The organism is Mycobacterium sp. MAA66, assembly GCF_041261665.1.
Classification (GTDB): domain Bacteria; phylum Actinomycetota; class Actinomycetes; order Mycobacteriales; family Mycobacteriaceae; genus Mycobacterium.
In genome coordinates, this window is record NZ_JBGCCC010000016.1 from 61,218 (window position 1) to 79,426 (window position 18,209).

The 18,209-nt window shown below is 65.1% G+C and carries 20 protein-coding genes; 16 read left to right on the top strand and 4 right to left on the bottom strand.

What is annotated here, in order from left to right; translation table 11 throughout:
- The first annotated feature begins 12 nt into the window (after positions 1-12).
- The 5 genes from ABIA30_RS26410 (at position 13) to ABIA30_RS26430 (ending at position 5,995) form a co-directional block, all read left to right on the top strand.
- Positions 13-996, top strand: coding sequence for a helix-turn-helix transcriptional regulator (locus tag ABIA30_RS26410; protein WP_370070989.1), 984 nt, complete (start codon positions 13-15; stop codon positions 994-996).
- Between the two features lie 7 nt (positions 997-1,003).
- The gene (locus ABIA30_RS26415; protein ID WP_370070991.1) at positions 1,004-1,981 is read left to right on the top strand and encodes a helix-turn-helix transcriptional regulator; all 978 of its coding nucleotides are present in this window, start codon (positions 1,004-1,006) and stop codon (positions 1,979-1,981) included.
- Positions 1,982-2,011: 30 nt separating this feature from the next.
- Entirely contained in the window at positions 2,012-2,254 is a 243-nt protein-coding gene (gene tatA, locus ABIA30_RS26420) for a Sec-independent protein translocase subunit TatA (protein WP_370071033.1), read from the top strand.
- Positions 2,255-2,316: 62 nt separating this feature from the next.
- Positions 2,317-3,258 (top strand): twin-arginine translocase subunit TatC, encoded by a 942-nt coding sequence (gene tatC / locus ABIA30_RS26425; RefSeq protein WP_370070993.1) that lies wholly within the window; start codon positions 2,317-2,319, stop codon positions 3,256-3,258.
- The gene (locus ABIA30_RS26430) at positions 3,242-5,995 is read left to right on the top strand and encodes a DEAD/DEAH box helicase (protein WP_370070995.1); all 2,754 of its coding nucleotides are present in this window, start codon (positions 3,242-3,244) and stop codon (positions 5,993-5,995) included. Before tatC ends, ABIA30_RS26430 begins: the two co-directional genes overlap by 17 nt.
- Here the strand turns inward: ABIA30_RS26430 and ABIA30_RS26435 are convergent.
- The gene (locus ABIA30_RS26435; RefSeq protein WP_370070997.1) at positions 5,992-6,870 is read right to left on the bottom strand and encodes an MBL fold metallo-hydrolase; all 879 of its coding nucleotides are present in this window, start codon (positions 6,868-6,870) and stop codon (positions 5,992-5,994) included. The two genes, ABIA30_RS26430 and ABIA30_RS26435, sit on opposite strands and share 4 nt — an antisense overlap.
- A gap of 151 nt (positions 6,871-7,021) precedes the next feature.
- Between ABIA30_RS26435 and ABIA30_RS26440 the strand changes: the two genes are divergently transcribed.
- On the top strand, positions 7,022-7,750 hold the full coding sequence (locus tag ABIA30_RS26440) for a DUF4333 domain-containing protein (RefSeq protein WP_370070999.1): 729 nt from the start codon (positions 7,022-7,024) through the stop codon (positions 7,748-7,750).
- Between the two features lie 7 nt (positions 7,751-7,757).
- Here the strand turns inward: ABIA30_RS26440 and ABIA30_RS26445 are convergent, their stop codons facing one another.
- Both ABIA30_RS26445 and ABIA30_RS26450 read right to left on the bottom strand, forming a co-directional pair.
- Complete coding sequence (locus ABIA30_RS26445) at positions 7,758-8,732, bottom strand: 5'-3' exonuclease H3TH domain-containing protein (protein WP_370071001.1); 975 nt, start codon at positions 8,730-8,732, stop codon at positions 7,758-7,760.
- Positions 8,729-9,565 carry a hypothetical protein gene (locus tag ABIA30_RS26450; protein ID WP_370071003.1) on the bottom strand — a complete coding sequence of 279 codons (837 nt, stop codon included), beginning with the start codon at positions 9,563-9,565 and terminating at the stop codon, positions 8,729-8,731. Before ABIA30_RS26450 ends, ABIA30_RS26445 begins: the two co-directional genes overlap by 4 nt.
- Positions 9,566-9,589: 24 nt before the next feature.
- Here ABIA30_RS26450 and ABIA30_RS26455 point away from each other — a divergent pair, with 24 nt between their 5' ends.
- From ABIA30_RS26455 to ABIA30_RS26495, 9 genes are all read left to right on the top strand, one after another.
- On the top strand, positions 9,590-9,985 hold the full coding sequence (locus ABIA30_RS26455) for a VOC family protein (protein WP_370071005.1): 396 nt from the start codon (positions 9,590-9,592) through the stop codon (positions 9,983-9,985).
- Positions 9,986-10,005: 20 nt separating this feature from the next.
- On the top strand, positions 10,006-11,136 hold the full coding sequence (locus ABIA30_RS26460) for a M24 family metallopeptidase (protein ID WP_370071007.1): 1,131 nt from the start codon (positions 10,006-10,008) through the stop codon (positions 11,134-11,136).
- Positions 11,137-11,616: 480 nt separating this feature from the next.
- Complete coding sequence (locus ABIA30_RS26465) at positions 11,617-11,796, top strand: DUF6131 family protein (RefSeq protein WP_370071009.1); 180 nt, start codon at positions 11,617-11,619, stop codon at positions 11,794-11,796.
- 231 nt (positions 11,797-12,027) lie between these two features.
- The gene (locus tag ABIA30_RS26470) at positions 12,028-12,318 is read left to right on the top strand and encodes a hypothetical protein (protein WP_370071011.1); all 291 of its coding nucleotides are present in this window, start codon (positions 12,028-12,030) and stop codon (positions 12,316-12,318) included.
- 429 nt (positions 12,319-12,747) lie between these two features.
- A complete protein-coding gene (locus ABIA30_RS26475) occupies positions 12,748-13,551 on the top strand; it encodes an SPFH domain-containing protein (protein ID WP_370071035.1) in 804 nt (267 codons plus the stop codon).
- A 145-nt stretch (positions 13,552-13,696) separates the two neighbouring features.
- On the top strand, positions 13,697-14,353 hold the full coding sequence (locus ABIA30_RS26480) for a peptidase (RefSeq protein ID WP_370071013.1): 657 nt from the start codon (positions 13,697-13,699) through the stop codon (positions 14,351-14,353).
- Between the two features lie 13 nt (positions 14,354-14,366).
- A complete protein-coding gene (locus tag ABIA30_RS26485; RefSeq protein WP_370071037.1) occupies positions 14,367-15,158 on the top strand; it encodes an N-formylglutamate amidohydrolase in 792 nt (263 codons plus the stop codon).
- A gap of 133 nt (positions 15,159-15,291) precedes the next feature.
- Complete coding sequence (locus tag ABIA30_RS26490; RefSeq protein WP_370071015.1) at positions 15,292-16,032, top strand: transglutaminase family protein; 741 nt, start codon at positions 15,292-15,294, stop codon at positions 16,030-16,032.
- Positions 16,033-16,185: 153 nt separating this feature from the next.
- Positions 16,186-16,758 carry a DUF5994 family protein gene (locus ABIA30_RS26495; protein ID WP_370071017.1) on the top strand — a complete coding sequence of 191 codons (573 nt, stop codon included), beginning with the start codon at positions 16,186-16,188 and terminating at the stop codon, positions 16,756-16,758.
- 150 nt (positions 16,759-16,908) lie between these two features.
- On the opposite strand, the gene ABIA30_RS26500 is transcribed toward ABIA30_RS26495, so the two are convergent.
- Positions 16,909-17,322: a F420-dependent biliverdin reductase gene (locus ABIA30_RS26500; protein ID WP_370071019.1), complete on the bottom strand. Its 414-nt coding sequence runs from the start codon at positions 17,320-17,322 to the stop codon at positions 16,909-16,911.
- A gap of 35 nt (positions 17,323-17,357) precedes the next feature.
- On the opposite strand from ABIA30_RS26500, the gene ABIA30_RS26505 reads away from it, so the two are divergent.
- Positions 17,358-18,116, top strand: coding sequence for an SDR family NAD(P)-dependent oxidoreductase (locus tag ABIA30_RS26505; protein WP_370071021.1), 759 nt, complete (start codon positions 17,358-17,360; stop codon positions 18,114-18,116).
- The last annotated feature ends 93 nt before the right edge of the window (positions 18,117-18,209 follow it).

Here is an 18,209-nt window from a genome sequence, read left to right on the forward strand (position 1 = left end):
AAGCTGTTCGACGTGGCGACGTCCAAGGTTGAGCGATTGATGAACCTCGTCATCGCGCTGCTGTCCACCCGTACCTACCTGTCGGCCGAGCAGATCCGGGCCAACGTCGTCGGCTACCAGGACAACCCCAGCGACGAAGCGTTCTCCCGGATGTTCGAGCGCGACAAGAACGAACTGCGCGACCTCGGTATCCCGCTGGAGACCGGACGGGCGTCGGTGTTCGAGACCATCGAGGGGTACCGGATCAATCCGGTGGCCTACTCGCTGCCCCCCGTCGAGCTCACCGGCGACGAGGCCGCGGCCGTCGCCATTGCCACCCAGCTGTGGGAGTCACAGGAAATGGTGACCGCCACCCAGAGCGCGCTGCTGAAACTGCGAGCCGCCGGGGTCGACGTGGACCAACCCGACGCCGATGTGGCGATCACCGCAGCTGCCATGCCTGGCCTGCGCGGCTCCGAGGAGGCCCTCGGAATACTGTTGTCCGCCATCGATTCTGGTCGGGCCGTGCAGTTCAGTCACCGCCCCAACCGGGGTGCGCCATATCTGGACCGGACTTTGGAACCCTGGGGTGTCGTGACCTTTCGGGGCCGCTGGTACGTGGTCGGGCACGACCGTGACCGTGATGCCCCTCGCACCTTCCGGGTGTCACGCATCGGCGACGGCGTGCGCGCCGTGGGGCCGGACAACGCGGTCGCCCGGCCCGAGGGGGTGAACCTGCGCGACATCGTGCACCGTGCGGTGTCGCAGTGGCCCGCCGGTGAACAGGCGCGAGTATGGGTCGCGCAGGGGCGGGCGACGGCCCTGCGCCGTCAGGCCACGGCCAGCACCCCGGCCGCGCACGACGATCGTGCCGGTGACGAACTGTCGCTCGATATCGGCATGGTGGATCGCCTGGCCCGAGAGATCGCAGGCTACGGCGCCGATGCTTTGGTGTTGGAGCCGGTATCGTTGCGCGACAACGTGATTGAGCGACTTCGCGCGCAGGCGGGAGAGTGACGCACTGATGTCCAACGTCTCGACCCGCCTGGTGCGGCTACTGAACATGGTCCCGTACTTTCAGGCCAACCCGCGGGTGAGTCACGCCAAGGCCGCGGCCGACCTCGGAGTGACTCCCAAGCAGTTGAAGGCTGACCTATGGCAGCTGTTTGTGTGCGGCCTGCCCGGCGGTGGCCCCGGTGAACTCATCGATCTCGACTTCGAGGGTGACTACATCGAGGTGATCTTCTCCGCCGGCATGGACACCGCACTGCGGCTCACTTCACCGGAAGCGACGGGCGTGCTGATGGCACTGCGCGCCCTGGTCGATGTGCCCGGCGTGGTCGACCCCGAGGCGGCTCGGAGCGCCATCGCCAAGATCGAGGCGGCCGCCGGCGCGGCCGGTGGTGTGGCCGCGGGTGCGCCGGCGCTGGACGACGGGGATGTGGAGAACCAAGCGACCGCGACGGTCCGGTCTGCGACGCGCGACCGGCGGGCTTTGTCCGTCGAGTACCACTCGGCCTCGCACGACACCGTCTCGCAGCGCACCGTCGACCCGATCCGGATCGCGGTGATCGGCGACCGCAGCTATCTGGAGGCGTGGTGCCGCACGGCCGAGGGGGTCCGGCTGTTCCGGTTCGATCGGATAGTCGACGCCCAGGTGCTCGACGAGCCGTCGTCGCCGCCCATACCGGCGGTCCAAGCGGGCCCGGACACGTCTTTGTTCTCGGCAGATACCGCCGATCCTGCGCTGCCATCGGCCACTTTGCTCATCGATGCCTCAGCGTCCTGGGTGTTCGACTATTACCCGCTGCGGGTCGTGCGCGAGCTTCCCGGCCGAGGCTGGGAGGCGGCCATGACATACGCCTCCGACGACTGGATGGCGCGGTTTGTGCTGGGGTTCGGTGCGGCGGTACAGGTCGTGCAGCCGCCGGCGCTCGTTGAGCGAGTACAGCGGTCGGCGGGGGCGGCGCTGGCGGCATATGGCGTCAGCGTTGGCGAGTAGACTCACACACAACTTCTGGAGGTGGCCAAATTGGGCAGTCTGCAACCGTGGCACTGGATCATTGTCATTGCGGTGTTTGTGCTGTTGTTCGGTGCCAAGAAGCTCCCGGACGCAGCTCGTTCCCTGGGCAAGTCGATGCGCATCTTCAAGTCGGAGATAAAGGAGATGCAGTCGGAGTCGCAGTCCACCCCGCGGCCCGTCACCGCGGAGCGGGTCGACCCGGTCGACCAGACGCCTGCGCCCTCGGACAACCCGGACAAGCATCCGGCCTGATCCTCGCCTGACCCAACCGCGACCGGGCGTCGCGTCGTTGGCTGGCGTCTTTACACACGCGCGTGCAGATCTCCGGAATTCTCAAGAAGCTTGACCCTCGCCGGCGGCGATCCCGGGTCAACCCCGATGGCACCATGTCGCTCGTCGACCACCTCGAGGAGCTGCGGTCCCGTCTGCTGATTGCTGTGATCGCTGTTCTGATCACCACGGTCTTCGGCTTCTTCTGGTACAGCAACGGTTTTTTCAACGTCCCCAGCCTGGGTGATTGGCTGCGCGGTCCCTACTGTTCGTTGCCGGCCTCGTCGCGGGCCACCATCGCCCCCAACGGTGAATGCCGACTGCTGGCGACGGCGCCGTTCGACCAGTTCATGCTGCGGCTCAAGCTCGGCATGACCGCGGGTGTGGTGCTGGCCTGCCCGGTCTGGCTCTATCAGGTCTGGGCGTTCATCACCCCGGGCTTGTACAAGAAAGAACGCCGATTCGCCTCGCTGTTCGTCGGGGTCGGCGCCGTTCTGTTCATCGGCGGTGCGCTGCTGGCCTACCTGGTGTTGTCCAAGGCGCTGGCATTTCTGCTGAGTGTGGGCAACGACGTGCAGATCACCGCGCTGTCCGGCGAGCAGTACTTCGGCTTCCTGCTCAACCTGCTGCTGGTGTTCGGTATCAGTTTCGAGTTTCCGCTGCTGCTCGTCATGCTGAACCTGGTCGGCGTACTGACCTACGAACGACTTCGGGCCTGGCGGCGCGGCCTGATCTTCGGGCTCTTCGTGTTCGCCGCGGTCGTCACCCCAGGATCCGACCCGTTCTCCATGTTGGCGCTCTCCCTCGCGCTGAGCCTGCTGCTGGAACTGTCGATCCAGGTGTCCCGACTGCATGATCGGCGCAAGGCCCGCCGTGAGGAACAGGCCGTTCCCGACGACGAGGCGGCACCGATCGGCGTGGCCGAACCCATCGATTCTCCGGCAGCCGTCCCCACTCCGGTGACCATCGATGATGACGCCACCTGAGGCCGGCCCGCAGCTGCGGGACTTCGCGGCCGGGTTGTCGTTCGCCCTGGACGATTTCCAGACCAAGGCTTGCGCGGCGCTGGAGGACGGTCGTGGGGTGCTGGTGTGTGCGCCGACCGGCGCCGGTAAGACCGTCGTCGGCGAGTTCGCGGTGCACCTGGCGTTGGCCTCGGGGACCAAGTGCTTCTACACCACGCCGATCAAGGCACTGAGCAATCAGAAGCACAACGACCTGGTGGCCCGTTACGGCCCCGAGCGAGTCGGCCTGCTCACCGGCGACCAGTCGGTCAACGGCGACGCCGACGTCGTGGTGATGACCACCGAAGTGCTGCGCAACATGCTGTACGCCAACTCCGATGCGCTGCATGGCCTTTCCCATGTGGTGATGGACGAGGTGCACTTCCTGGCCGACCGGATGCGCGGCGCGGTGTGGGAAGAGGTGATCCTGCACCTGCCCGACGAAGTGCGGTTGGTCAGCCTGTCCGCCACGGTGAGCAATGCCGAGGAATTCGGCGGCTGGATCCAGACCGTCCGCGGTGACACCACCGTGGTGGTCGATGAGCATCGACCGGTGCCGCTGTGGCAGCACATGCTGGTGGGCCGGCGATTGTTCGACCTGTTCGACCTGTCCCACGGCGGGACCGGCAAATCCCGTGTCGATCCGGCATTGCTGCAGCACATCGCGCACCGCCGCGAGGCCGACCGGATGCTCGATTGGCCGCCGCGTGGCGGCCGGGGCCGCTCCGGCGGTGGCCGGCCCGCGATGTACCGCCCACCCGGTCGGCCGGACGTCATCGGGGTACTGGATCAGGCCGGCCTGCTGCCGGCGATCACCTTCGTGTTCTCCCGGGCCGGGTGCGACGCCGCGGTCAAACAGTGCCTGCGTTCGCCGTTACGGCTGACCAACCGCGAGGAACGTGACCGGATCGCCGATATCGTCGACCGGCGGTGCGCGGACCTCGACGAGTCCGACCTGGTGGTGCTGGACTACCACGAATGGCGTGAGGGGCTGCTGCGCGGAATTGCCGCGCACCACGCCGGGCTGTTGCCGGTGTTCCGTCATACCGTCGAAGAACTGTTCACCGAGGGTCTGGTCAAGGCGGTATTCGCCACGGAGACACTGGCTTTGGGTATCAACATGCCGGCCCGCACCGTGGTGCTGGAACGGCTGGTCAAATACAACGGCGAGCAGCATGCACCACTGACCCCGGGGGAGTACACCCAGTTGACCGGCCGCGCCGGGCGCCGCGGCATCGATGTCGAGGGTCATGCCGTGGTGTTGTGGCATGCCACCGATGAGATGGCCGACCCGGCCCAGGTTGCGGGTCTGGCTTCGACTCGAACGTTCCCGCTCCGGAGCTCCTTCGCGCCTTCTTACAACATGACGATCAACCTGGTGCAGCACATGAGCCCGGCGCAGGCGCATCAGCTGCTGGAGCAGTCGTTCGCGCAGTATCAAGCGGACCGTTCGGTGTCTGGGCTGGTCCGCGGCATCAAACGCGGTGAGCGGATGCTCGCGGAGATCGCGACCGAGCAGGGTGACCAGTGGCCGTCGGTGCTGGAGTACGCCCGGCTCCGGGCGTCCATCACCGAACGTGAACGCTCCCAGTCACGGGCCTCGCGGCTGCAGCGCCGCAAGGCGGTCAACGAAACCCTGGCGTCGTTGAAGCGTGGTGACATCATCAACATCGGGCAGGGTCGGCGCAGCGGCTTGGCTGTGGTGCTTGAGTCCGCTTTCGACGCCGACGACCCGCGTCCGCTGGTGCTCACCGAACACCGTTGGGCCGGAAGGATTTCCGTTGCCGACTACGCGGGACCGTCGGCGCAGCTGGGCACCATGTCGTTGCCGAAGCGGGTCGAACACCGTCAGCCGAAGGTCCGCCGGGATCTGGCGTCGGCGCTGCTGTCGGCTGCCGAAGGGCTGGATGTGCCGTCCCGCAAGCGAAGTCGCGGTTCGGACATCGAACCCGACGTCGATCCGGAGCTGGCCGGACTCCGCGAACAGATGCGCCGCCACCCGGCTCATCAACTGCCCGATCGCGAGGCCCGGATTCGCGCTGCCGAGCGGTATCTGCGCGTCGAACGCGACAACGACCAGATCCAGCAGAAGGTCGCTGCGGCGACCAATTCACTGGCCCGCACCTTCGATCGGATCGTGTTGTTGCTCAGCGAACGCGGGTTCATCGAGCATGTCGGCGACGACCTGTCGGTTACTGACAACGGCAGGCTGCTGGCCCGGATCTACAGTGAGAGCGACCTACTGGTCGCCGAATGTCTGCGCAGCGGTACCTGGGACCAGCTGAACCCGGCAGAGTTGGCCGCGGTGCTCTCGTCAGTGCTGTTCGAATCGCGCGGCGACGGACCGGGAGTGGCCCCCGGCGCCGAACAGACCACCGCAGAGGTGCGAAGCGCCCTGGCCAAGACCCGCCGACTCTGGAACGACATCCGGGCCGACGAGCAGCGGCACCGCCTGCCGTCCAGCCGCGAACCCGACTCCGGATTTGTTGCGGCCGTGCACCGCTGGGCCACCACCGGCGATCTGACGGCGGCGCTACTGGCCTCCGATAACGGCAACGGAAACCCTTTGTCTGCAGGCGATTTCGTGCGCTGGTGCCGTCAGGTGCTGGACCTGCTGGACCAGGTACGGCTGGCCGCGCCGTCCGCTGCGCTGCGCACCACCGCCAAACGCGCCATCAATGACGTGCGGCGCGGCGTGGTGGCGATCGACTCGGCTTAGACAGACTCCAGCCCCAGCCAGTCGTCGACCATGAACCGGTCGCCGCGGGCCACGATCGTTGCGCCACCATGGCCGGGATAGTGCGCGGGGATCACCGCCGCGCGCCGGCGCGATGCCTCGGTGAACACCCGCTTGCGGGTGACGGTCGCCTCGGCCGCGTCGACGTCGTAGGCGCACGGGTCATCGGGTCGCGGAATCTGGATCGGGCAGTGCGTCAGGTCGCCGACGAACACCGCGGGCCGGCCGGCGTCGAGCCACAGCACCGACGAGCCGGGGGTGTGCCCGGGGGCGGGACGCAGCCACACCGAGTCGCTCAACTGATAGTCACCGGAGTACTGCTCGGTCTGGTCGGCCACCGGAATGATGCTGTCCGCGAACACGGTTCGCATCTCGTCGGTGGTCGTCGGGTTGTCCGGCGCGAAATACCGGTAGTCGGCCTCCGGCAGCAGATAGCGGGCGTTGGGGAAGGTCGGCACCCAGTTGTCGGCGATCAGGTGGGTGTTCCAGCCGACGTGATCGGTGTGCAGGTGGGTATTGACCACCACGTCGACGACTGACGGGTCGATGTCCGCGGCCCGCATGCGGTCCAGGAACGCGGTGTCGAGCTGGTCCAGCGGTGGCTTCTCGGGCCGGGCCCGGCCGTTTCCGACTCCGGTGTCGATCACGATGGTCAGCCCGTCGACCTGCAGCACCCAGCTCTGGACGGCAATCCGGAACAAGCCGGTCTCGGGGTTCCAGAACCGTGGTGTCAACAGATCGGCCTCGGCCTGCCAGGCGTCCGGGGGCGTCGACGCCCACAGCGACGTCGGGATTTCGAACTGCGTTTCCTCGACCCGGGTGAGGATCGCGTTTCCCAGCTGGATCCGATTGGCCATGGGCGCAGACTATGGCGAGATGTGGTGCATTCTCTCAGCTATTGGCTAGACACGCGGGCCGCTGAGAGTACGCAGGTCATGGACACTCGAAGTCACCGGTAATGTGGGCAATCAGCGCCGGAGAACTGGCCAGATGCACCAAGGAGAGACGATGAGCGGACCGCAGGGAACTGACCCGTCGCAGGGTTGGTCAGGTCAGCAACCCGGATTCGAGCAGCAGCCGGCCTGGGGGCAGCCCGCGCCCGGCGCCGAGCAGCCGACCACGCCCGCTCCCACTTGGCAGCAGCCCCAGGGTTACAACCCGGAGCAATACCAATACCCGTCGATGCCGCAGCAGCCGGGTGCCTACCCGCAGTACGGCCAGCCCGACTACAGCCAGGCGGCAGGTTACCCGCAGCCGGGTGCCTACGGACAGCCGCAGTACGGCCAGCCGGGTTACGGGCAGCCCGGGCAGTATGGCCAACCGGGGCAGTACGGCCAGCCGGGATTCGGGCAGGAATTCGACCAGCAGTTCGCCCAAGGTGGCCAGAAGAAGAACCAGAAGCTGCTGCTCGGCATCGGCGGTGGTGTACTCGCCGTGATCGTCATCGCGGTCGTCATCCTCGGCTTTGTCTGGCCGGGTTGGTTCGTCACCACCAAACTGGATGTCAGCGCGGCCCAGCAGGGCGTGCAGAAGATCCTGTCCGATGAGACCAATGGCTACGGCGTCAAGAACGTCAAGGACGTCAAGTGCAATGACGGCGTCGACCCTGAGGTCAAGGCCGGCGCAACGTTCAACTGCGCCGTCAACATCGACGGCACCGGACGCAGCGTCACCGTGACCTTCAAGGACGACAAGGGCACCTACGAGGTGGGCCGTCCGAAGGACGCCGGCAAGTAGCGCCCCGCTACGGCAGTTTGTCGAGCGCCTTCTGCAGTCGGGCAATCGAATTCACGACGCCGTACCGTTCGGCCAGTTCGGCGACCCGCTGCGGGTCGCGGGCGGCCAGTGGCAGGGCGTCCGATTCGGTGGACATGGTGACCGGGGCGTCGGTTGCCACCCGGACCACCGGTAGCGCCTTTGCGATGTAGTCAGTGGCGGCGAGCAGTTTCTTTCTTTGGGCCGCAGGCATTTTCGACTCGGGGTCAGCGGCTGCCGTTTCGATGGCGGCCAGCGAGCCGTAGTTCTGCAACAGCGTGGCCGCGGTCTTCTCGCCGATGCCGGCCACGCCGGGGAGTCCGTCGGACGCATCGCCGCGGAGCAGTGCGAGCTCGGCGTAGGCCGCGCCCGCCCGCGCCGGCGGCACTCCGTAGGTCTCGGCCACTTCCGCGGGTCCATAGAGCACTGCCTTGGCCAGCCCGCGACCGATGTAGAACACCTTGATGTTCGCGCTGGCCAGCTGCAGTAGATCGCGGTCACCGCTGACCACGATCACCGGATCCTGCGGTTCCTGGGTCGCCAGTGTGCCGAGCACGTCGTCAGCCTCGTAGCCGGGGGCGCCGGCGGTGGCGATGCCGAACGCGTCGAGCAGCTCCATGATCATGTCGACCTGTGGGGTCAGATCGTCGGGTACTTCCTCGATGTCGGGATCCTCACCCGGGGTTTCCTGCTCCACGCGATGTGCCTTGTACGACGGGATCAGGTCGACGCGCCACTGCGGCCGCCAGTCCAGATCCAGGCACACCACCAGACGTCCTGGTTGATGTTGGGTGACCAGTGCGGCGATGTTGTCGATGAACCCGCGCACGGCGTTCACCGGCCGGCCGTCGGGCGCGGTGATCGATGACGGCACGCCGAAGAACGAGCGGAACCACATGCTGGCACCGTCGAGGAGCAGGACTGGCCCGTTCGGTGTCTTCGACTCGCTCGCAAGCTCGCTCATGCGTGGACCTTTCGGAAGACGTAGGACGCCGAGGTGATCACCTTGTCGCCGTTGCCTTCGTCGTGCAGCAGTACCCGCACGGCGACCGTGTCGTCGGCGCCGCGGAGCGCCTCGGTCTCGGCACGGAACGGTCCGGCTTTGCCGCGGGCGAGGAACATCACGTGCGCCGACACGCCCTGTACGTTGCCGGCGGCGGCGTCGACCGCGGCGGCCTCGAGGATGACGAACTGCGGGCCGATGTGCAGTGCGGCATCGGGGGAGGCCACATGCTCGGTGAGTTCCGGTAGGACCCAATGGTTGTCACGCTTCGAGCCGCCGAAGACCTGCCACAGCGGTGGCAGATCGGGTGAGTCGACCACCTCGATGCTGTCGACCTCCATCTTCTCCAGCCCCTCGGGCGGTACGCCGATGGCGACGCCCTGACCCTCGATCAGCGCGAGAGTGCGCTCGGGCCGATCAGCGTCGACGATCCTGGCCCGGCTGTAGCCCATCTGCCGGCCGCGCTTGAGCTCCTCGGAGATGATCTCGATCCTGGCGACATCGTGTCCGGGGTCGATGATCTGGCACGAGTGGATCACCGGGTTGGGGACGGCCTCCAGGTCGGACATGTGGCCGCTCTCCGGTGCGCTGATACCGAGGACCGCGAACAACAGTCCGCCGCTGGAGTTGCGCATGTCGTGGCGCAGTTTGACCGTGCTGTCGACATCGCGGGGGTCCATCGAGTCGTACTGGCGGCCGATGTAGCGGTAGCTGAGCAGGCCGCCCCAGCGCCGGCGCAGTTCGGCCGCGTACTCGTCGCGCCGGTCGGTCAGGTCGCGGATATCGAGAAGCATCGGATCGACACTAGCCTGCTGGGTATGACGTTCGTTGTCGACCGTATCGACCATGTCGTGCTCAACTGCCGCAATCTGGACGCCACCGTGGAGTTCTATGTCCGGGTGCTGGGCATGCGCCGAGAGGTGTTCGGCGGAGGCCGGATTGCGTTGGCGTTCGGCAACCAGAAGATCAATGTCCGGCCTACCGGCGCGGAGAACTGGGTGACCGGCGCGGTGGACGCACCCGGGTCGCTCGACCTCTGTTTCATCGCCGACGTCGAGCCCGCGCTGGTGGGTGAGCATCTGCGCGCTTGTGGTGTCGAGATCATCGATGGGCCGGTGCCAAAGACCGGGGCGTTGGGCCCGATGACGTCCCATTACTGCCGTGACCCAGATGGCAATCTGATCGAGGTCGCCAGTTATCTGCCAGTGGTCTAGCCTCGGCTAACCTCGACGCCATGGTTACCTCGAGGTTCAGCAGCGACGTCTATGCCTCGCGCCTGCAGCAGGGCGCCGAGGCCGCTGCATCCGCAGGCCTGGACGGGCTGGTCATCACACCCGGTTACGACCTGCGGTACCTGACCGGCTCGCGGGCCCAGACCTTCGAGCGGCTCACCGCTCTGGTGGTGCCGGCTGACGGCGCCGCTCCCACGGTGGTGGTGCCCCGGCTGGAGCTGGCCGCGCTGAAAGAGTCGGCGATCCTCGAACTCGGTGTGGCGGTGCAGGATTGGGTGGACGACGACGATCCGTACGCCTTGGTCGCGGCGGCGCTGTCCGGTCCGGCCGTGGCCGTGGCGGATTCGATGCCGGCGCTGCATCTGCTGCCGCTGGCGTCGGTACTCGGTGCGGTGCCGGTGCTGGCCACCGACGTGCTGCGCCGGCTGCGAATGATCAAGGATCCCGCGGAGATCGATGCACTCGCGAAGGCCGGCGCGGCGATCGACCGGGTGCACGCACAGGTGCCGTCATTCCTGGTTGCCGGTCGCACCGAGGCCGACGTGGCCGCCGACATTGCCGAAGCCATTGTCGCCGAAGGGCATTCGGAAGTGGCGTTCATCATCGTCGGATCTGGGCCGAATGGGGCCGACCCGCATCACGAGTGCTCGGATCGCGAGCTCGAGGTCGGCGACATCGTGGTGGTGGACATCGGCGGGCCGGTGGACCCCGGCTACAACTCGGACTGCACCCGGACCTACAGCATCGGTTCGCCTGATCCTGTCGTGGCTCGCCAGTATTCGGTGCTGCAGCGGGCGCAGGCGGCCGCGGTGGCCGCGGTGCGGCCAGGGCTGACCGCCGAGCAGATCGACGCGGCGGCGCGTGATGTGCTGGCCGCCGAAGGATTGGCGGACGTGTTCGTGCACCGCACGGGGCATGGCATCGGGTTGTCGGTGCACGAGGAGCCGTACATCGTCGCCGGCAATGCGCTGACGCTGGAGCCGGGCATGGCGTTCAGCATCGAGCCCGGCGTGTACTTCGCGGGGCGGTGGGGCGCGCGCATCGAGGACATCGTGGTGGTCACCGAGGACGGGTGCGTCTCGATGAACAACCAGCCGCATGAATTGGTGGTTGTGCCGGTCGCCGATCGATGATTTAGCTGTCTTGCTCCTGGTCTGGCTGTCGGGAACATCGACCATGGCCTGCGCACTGGCTTGCGGAATCGACTGGTAGCCAATGTAATTCGACCGACTTTCCGTTGGGCGATTGCCATTCGCAGCACGTCGTCGGTCGCCTCGGCCGTTCAGGAGACTTGCCTGGGATTGCCCGAGCTTCGCCCACGGTCAGCCCGGCCAGACCGGGACACCTGGCTCACGTGGCTCCAGGTTGCAACGGCGTATCGCCAGTTCTGGTTGGGGGTCCGTAGCAGGTGTAGCGTTGTACTTGCTAGGTCATTCAGCCAGTTCGGAACGAGTCCGGCCGTCCGCCGCCGAGCTCGAGGAGCATCAGCTCGCGCCGCACATACCGATTTCCAAATATCGCGATAGTTGCCGGTTGCCATCAGATGCTCATTCACTGAGCCCGCAGGGGCAATTCTCATCGCCTAACCGCAGCACAATCACTAGGAAGTCATCATGATCGCTCTCGGCGTCGTCCTCATTATCCTCGGACTTCTGCTTCCCAGTCTGGTCCCCACTTTCGCCTTCGCCCACATGTTCGTGACCATCGGCATCATCCTCCTTGTGGTGGGTGTGCTCCTCATGTTGATGGGACGAATGGGGCACTCCATCGGTGGGCGCCGCCACTACTACTGACCCCATCGCTGAGATGCGCGGCCGGGCTGGCACGACGATGCATGAAATATCGCACCACAGAACAGATCGTGCGGTTCACACGCCCGGTCGGCACCGAGTCGAGGGTAACCAGTACGCCCGTCGCGGGGGACCCTGATCGTGGTTGGGGCGGCCTCCGCTGAGCTGAAGTCAATCGAATCCTGATCATGCGCAACCCAGGGAAGTAACATTGAGCATCAACACTGAAACAATATGAGCGTCAACACTATTGCAGTCGTCGTCGCGGTCGGATTGCTGCTACTCTCTGCGATCCTGGTGTGCCTGGCGCTGAGGATGCGCGAGAGTCAACGCCTCCGGGTAGCGCAGAACGGTAGCGGCGAGGGCGCCGAGGAGACGCCGAAGATCATGCACTACGAAGCGTACTCAGAAGAGGCTGCCGCGGACGGCTGCACCGCTCGAAATGAAGCCGACGTCAAAGGGGCGCAGCCGGTCGGGTCGCGACAAGAGGCCACCGCCGCTCCGATAAGTAAATCCTCGAAGTGACTCGTACCGAGTCGAATGTCAACAGGCAGTGGGCCTTTACTGCCCGTTGGCCAACTTGCGGTGTTCGGCTTGGCTGATCGCCCGTAGCTGGGCGAATGCGTCCTCGGCATCTGTACCGCCGCAATCCGTTTCCCGGTTACGGCGCAGGGCGACCGGTTCGATGGGCGCGCCATACCGAAAGGTGTAGCCTCAAAGGTGCTGAGAATCTCAGCTGGTTCGGGATGAGTTCGGCTGTCCGCCGCAGGACTCCAGGAGTTTGTTGACTCCGTGGCCCCTACGCTCCGGTGATCGTCTGCACATCGGGATCACTATGTTTGTTCCACACGGTTTTTCGGCCTTCTTGCAGCACCCGTCGACGGTTCTACGGACGTGAAAACACTGGGTGTCGTGGTCGTTGTCCTGGTGGTGCTGTTGCTGCTGGTGTTTGCGATGGCAGTGCGTATCGTCAAGCAATACGAGAGCGGTGTGTTGTTCCGGTTGGGTCGCGTAATCGGTGAGCGCCAGCCCGGCCTGCGGATGATCATCCCGTTCGTCGATGTGCTGCACCGGATCTCGTTGCGTGTCGTCACAATGCCGATCCAGTCACAAGGGATCATCACCCGCGACAATGTCAGTGTTGACGTTTCGGCGGTGGCCTACTTCAAGGTTGTCGACGCGGTGAAGTCGGTCGTGGCGATCGAAAACGTATATGCCGCGATCGATCAGATCGCACAGACGACGCTGCGCAAGGTGGTTGGTCAGCACACCCTGGATGAGACGTTGTCCGAGACGGACACGATCAATCTCGATATTCGCGCCATCCTTGATGTCATCACCGTCGAGTGGGGCGTTCAGGTCACGCTGGTGGAACTCAAAGACATCCAATTGCCGGACAGCATGCAGCGGGCGATGGCTCGACAGGCCGAGGCGGAGCGCGAGAAGCGCGCGAAAATCATTGCTGCCGAAGGTGAATCATTGGCCGCCGCGGCGCTCGGTGCCGCCTCGGACACCATGATGGCCCACCCGCTGGCTCTGCAGCTGCGGAACTTGCAGACCTTGGTCGAACTCGGCGTGGATAAGAACACCACCGTCGTCTTCCCGGCGCCGTTGATGTCGACGATCGCCGAACTGGGAACCTTCTTGGCCCACGAGGCCGCTGCGGCAACTGCGCCCCGGCTACAGCCACCCATACCCGTTCCGGAACCGATCGCGGTACCGACCAACGGAGCGTCCGCTGCGGGGGACCGGTCGTGATCGGCGGGCGGCGATGCCCGTCGGCCGGAAGCCTCCGGCGCTAGGGGAATTGTATGCATGGCGGTCGCATCGCATGACGTACTGCGTGGGTGTAATCCTGGATACCGGAATGATTTTCGCCTCCGACTCGCGGACGAATGCGGGCATGGACAACGTTGCCAAGTTCTGCAAGATGACGGTATTCGAGCGTCGTGGCAACCGCGTGATCGTGCTGCTGAGCTCGGGAAACCTGGCCGGAACCCAGGCTGTCATCGGTGTGTTGACGCAGCGCTGCGCGGACGGTGACACAACCGCCAACATCATGGGAGCCCGCACGATGTTCGACGTTGTACGGCTCGTCGCGGATGCGATGCGTGATATCGAGAAACGCGACGGTGCATACCTGGCAGAGAACAATGTCAGCTTCAACGCGTCGTTCATTGCCGGTGGACAGATCGGCGGGGAACCGATCAGGTTGTTTCGGATCTATGCCGAGGGCAATTTCATCGAAGCGGGATTCGACACGCCCTTCTTTCAGACCGGCGAAACCAAATACGGCAAGCCGATCCTCGACCGGGTACTGACGCAACATACGCGCCTGGCAGACGCCGCGAAGTGTGTACTGGTCTCGTTCGATTCGACCATGCGCAGCAATCTGTCGGTGGGGATGCCGATTGATCTGTTTTGCTACGAACAGGACAGCCTCGAAGTGCAGTGGCGGCGGCGATTCGAAGAAGGTGATCCCTATTTCACCGCCCTCAGCGACGAATGGGGTGAAGGTGTGCGAGAGGTGTTTCGCCGGCTGCCTGAATTGCGTTGGTGAAACGGTCGTTGCGATGAATGTCTTCATCATCACCTGTGAACACGGCGGTAACCGGATACCCGCGGCCTATCAGCGGTTGTTCCGAGGGCGAACGGCACTGCTGGATTCCCACCGGGGCTACGACTCGGGTTCGCTGGTCATGGCCAAAGCGCTCGCCAGGGCCTTTCGGGCGCCGCTGGTCGCGTCGACCACCAGCCGTCTGTTGGTTGATCTGAATCGTTCGATCGGGCACCGGCAACTTTTTTCCGAGGTCACACGTGGCGCGTCGGAAGAGACCCGAGCGCAGATTCTCGAGCATCACTACCAGCCCTATCGTGCGCAGGTCGAGTGGTTGGTTGGCCGGGCGGTGTCGGGCGGCCAGCGAGTGATCCACATTTCGTCGCACAGCTTCACCCCGGAGCTCGATGGCAGGGTGCGCCAAGCCGACGTGGGTTTCCTTTACCACCCCGGTCGCGGCGGAGAAGCACAGTTGTGCGCCCACTGGAAGGAATCGCTGGCCGCTTTGACGCCAGGTCTGCGAGTACGCCGCAACTACCCGTATGCGGGTAAAGGGGACGGGTTGGCTTCGAGCCTGCGATTGCGCTTTGCGTCGAGCGTCTACGTCGGAATCGAATTGGAGATCAATCAGCGCATTGTGTCCGCCGCGGGCCGGCCCTGGCCGGCGTTGCGCCGGATGCTGATCGATTCATTGCGCAGGGCAAGTGCCGCCGATACGCAAAACGATTCTCCACCCTTTACCGAAATGTCGGAGGACGAACACTTTTCACGCCGTCGCCGACTGACCCAGCTCGATCCCACCCAGTGAATACCGGAGACTCATGATGCGAATTCACGTCGGCTTCGAAATGGTCTACGACTGCCCCCAGCCAACCCCGATGATCTTCAATCTCAACGTTCACTTCACCCGGGTGTCTGATCTCGTCGGTCGGGACGACCTGGTGATCGACCCGCCGGTAGCGATCGAGTCCTATCGCGACAGCTTCGGCAACTGGTGTACCCGAATCGTTGCCGGTAAGGGCCGTACCCGCATCTGGGCCGACGCATTCGTCAACGATACTGGCAACCCTGACCCCATTAGTCCTCAGGCTCAACAGATTCCAGTACCGGATCTGCCCGAGGAGACTCTTATCTTCCTGCTCGGTAGCCGCTACTGCGAAACCGATCGGCTGTCCGAGGTGGCGTGGGATCTCTTTGACCAGGTGCCGACCGGATGGGGACGTGTTCAGGCCATCTGCGACTACGTGCACGGACACATCACTTTCGGATACGAGCACGCGCGCATGACCCGGACCGCGTTGGAAGCCTTTTACGACGGCACAGGTGTGTGCCGCGATTTCACCCACCTCGCAGTGGCCTTGTGCCGCTGCATGAACATCCCTGCGCGATACTGCACGGGGTACCTCGGCGACATCGGCGTTCCAGCGGTGGATGATCCGATGGATTTCTCCGCCTGGTTCGAGGTGTTTCTGGGTGGGCAGTGGCATACGTTTGATGCCCGCCACAACACGCCGCGTATCGGCCGGGTGCTGATCGCGCGCGGGCGCGACGCCGCCGATGTCGCTCTCGCCAACACATTTGGTCCTGCCGAATTGGCGGGCTTCCGGGTGTGGACCGACGAGGTGCCAGCCGCCCGCATAGAGCATCACACTGCCGGCGATGTTGTACGCGGCCAGTGGTGAGCGAGATTCGATCGGCGGCCCTGGACGCGCTTCGTATCCGACTTCCGGAGTAGCATGACAAGCATCGTCGGCACTTCGTACGCGGCTGTTATGTTGCGTCGCCGCCGATTTCGAATGATTTGACCGTTGAACGGTCAAGACGGGAGCGTCATCATGACGCTACAAGCACACAACGTTGCCAAGCGACGCCGCACACGCACACCGCCCGAACACACGCCGCGGTTGCGGCTGAAGCCCAAGGCTCCTCATAGCGGGTACGTCGACGGGGCATGGTGGCCACGAAGTGACGACCTCGCGACTGAATTACCTGATCTGTTGGCAGTGCTGTCGGTTCGACTCGGAACGATCGACCGCGTCATGTACAACCTCGCCGAATGGGTGAAAGCGCCAGCCAAACTGGCCACCGGCGGACGGCAGGTCCGACTCGACGGGTACCGCCGTCAACCGGCCAAAACTCTCGAAGTCCGCGGACTCAACCGAGAGCGCATTCTGCTGTTGGTGGTCCCCGTGCAAACTGATGCCGACCAATCGCACGCCACTATGATGGCCGCCTCGGCGGTCAATGGCTCGACCGTCGCCGACCTCCTCACAGCCCGGCCCCAGGACGGCAGGGTCTGTACGCAAACAACTGCAGCGCAAGCTCTTTGGGACTCGGAAGGCGGAGCCCAACGGTCGAACGCAGGCGGTCGGACGGCAGCCTGCGGCGACAGGTCCCGGAGTAATTGATGCGGCCTGGTCACCGGCCGTCACTTCAGGATCGTTGCCGACGCCATGGTTGAACCGGAGATCCGATACGTGGAGCTGACTGCGCGTTTTGACACCATGCAGTGTGCCGAGAGGTCAATTGATGCGGCCCGAATTCGGGTTGCGAGGTGGTCAGTCCTCGCCGCGGTCGAGCAGGTCGCCAGAGCCCAGGACTCGCTCCACCCGCACCTCGATGACCACCCGCCGGGGATTGGTTCTCGGTGTCCGGTAGCGCTGGGCGTAACGCAGCTCGGCGTCACGGACGGCATCGGCGTCGCTGCTGACGGCGGATTTGCCCTCCAAGGACAGCCAGCGGGCACCGTCGACCTGACTCAGCACGGCCACGCCACGCTCGGAGGCGTTGATCGCTTTTTGTGACCCGCCGGTGGTGATCACCCGCGCGATGTGCGTCTTGGGGTCGAACGTGAATCCCACGGCCACGACGTGCGGTGATCCGTCGGATCGCAGCGTCGTCAGCATCGCGAGATGACGTTCGGTCAGGAACGCCAGCGCGTCGCTGGTAAGCCGGGTAGTCGCCTTGGGCATCACGGATAAAACTAGCGCAGGTGATAATCGCAGCCGTGAACGACACGACGGGCAGCGGCGGCGGAGTCGTCGTCATCTTCGGCGGCCGCAGCGAAATCGGCGTCGAACTCGGCGCGCGGTTGGCTGCGGGGGCGACAGTTGTGCTGGCGGCACGGGGTGCGGACCGATTGGTCGACGAGGCTGCGGTGGTGCGGGCCGCCGGAGCGGCGGCGGTGCAGGCACGCGAGTTCGACGCCGACGACTTGGCCTCGCATGCCGCGCTGATCGCCGACATCGAAGCCGAACACGGGCCGATCGGCACAGCGGTGCTCGCTTTCGGCATTCTCGGCGACCAGGCCCGTGCCGAAGTTGACGCGGCCCACGCGGTCGCCGTCCTACACACCGACTACGTCGCGCAGGTGAACCTGCTGACGCTGCTGGCCGGGCGGATGACGGCAGCCGGACGCGGCAGGCTGGTGGTGTTCTCGTCGATCGCCGGGGCCCGGGCGCGGCGGGCCAACTATGTGTACGGATCGGCGAAAGCCGGCCTCGATGCTTTCGCCTGCGGGCTGGCTGACGCGCTACCCGGCACCGGCGTCCACTTGCTGATCGTGCGGCCCGGATTCGTCATCGGCCGGATGACAGCCGGTATGGATCCGGCACCGTTGTCGAGCACTCCGCAACAGGTCGCCGACGCCACTGCCCGGGCGCTCACGCGTGGGAAGGGTGCGGTGTGGGTGCCATGGGGGATCAGGCCGCTGATCTTCGCGACGCGTTTTGTGCCGCGGCCGATCTGGCGCAGGATGCCGCGGTGATGAGCGCTTGCGCGAAGAACAGAGGATTCAGATGAGCGCTTGCGCGAAGAACAGAGGATTCAGATGAGCGCTTGCGCGAAGAACAGAGGATTC

Excerpts from the sequence above, each read along its gene's own strand:
- ABIA30_RS26480 (WP_370071013.1), top strand. The coding sequence starts at position 13,697 with ATGGACAACGTTGCCAAGTTCTGCAAGATGACGGTATTCGAGCGTCGT.
- ABIA30_RS26435 (WP_370070997.1), bottom strand. The coding sequence starts at position 6,870 with ATGGCCAATCGGATCCAGCTGGGAAACGCGATCCTCACCCGGGTCGAG.
- ABIA30_RS26470 (WP_370071011.1), top strand. The coding sequence starts at position 12,028 with ATGAGCGTCAACACTATTGCAGTCGTCGTCGCGGTCGGATTGCTGCTA.
- ABIA30_RS26475 (WP_370071035.1), top strand. The coding sequence starts at position 12,748 with ATGGCAGTGCGTATCGTCAAGCAATACGAGAGCGGTGTGTTGTTCCGG.
- ABIA30_RS26445 (WP_370071001.1), bottom strand. The coding sequence starts at position 8,732 with ATGAGCGAGCTTGCGAGCGAGTCGAAGACACCGAACGGGCCAGTCCTG.
- ABIA30_RS26430 (WP_370070995.1), top strand. The coding sequence starts at position 3,242 with ATGATGACGCCACCTGAGGCCGGCCCGCAGCTGCGGGACTTCGCGGCC.
- ABIA30_RS26440 (WP_370070999.1), top strand. The coding sequence starts at position 7,022 with ATGAGCGGACCGCAGGGAACTGACCCGTCGCAGGGTTGGTCAGGTCAG.
- ABIA30_RS26415 (WP_370070991.1), top strand. The coding sequence starts at position 1,004 with ATGTCCAACGTCTCGACCCGCCTGGTGCGGCTACTGAACATGGTCCCG.
- ABIA30_RS26495 (WP_370071017.1), top strand. The coding sequence starts at position 16,186 with ATGACGCTACAAGCACACAACGTTGCCAAGCGACGCCGCACACGCACA.
- ABIA30_RS26450 (WP_370071003.1), bottom strand. The coding sequence starts at position 9,565 with ATGCTTCTCGATATCCGCGACCTGACCGACCGGCGCGACGAGTACGCG.
- ABIA30_RS26500 (WP_370071019.1), bottom strand. The coding sequence starts at position 17,322 with ATGCCCAAGGCGACTACCCGGCTTACCAGCGACGCGCTGGCGTTCCTG.
- ABIA30_RS26455 (WP_370071005.1), top strand. The coding sequence starts at position 9,590 with ATGACGTTCGTTGTCGACCGTATCGACCATGTCGTGCTCAACTGCCGC.
- ABIA30_RS26465 (WP_370071009.1), top strand. The coding sequence starts at position 11,617 with ATGATCGCTCTCGGCGTCGTCCTCATTATCCTCGGACTTCTGCTTCCC.
- ABIA30_RS26460 (WP_370071007.1), top strand. The coding sequence starts at position 10,006 with ATGGTTACCTCGAGGTTCAGCAGCGACGTCTATGCCTCGCGCCTGCAG.
- ABIA30_RS26485 (WP_370071037.1), top strand. The coding sequence starts at position 14,367 with ATGAATGTCTTCATCATCACCTGTGAACACGGCGGTAACCGGATACCC.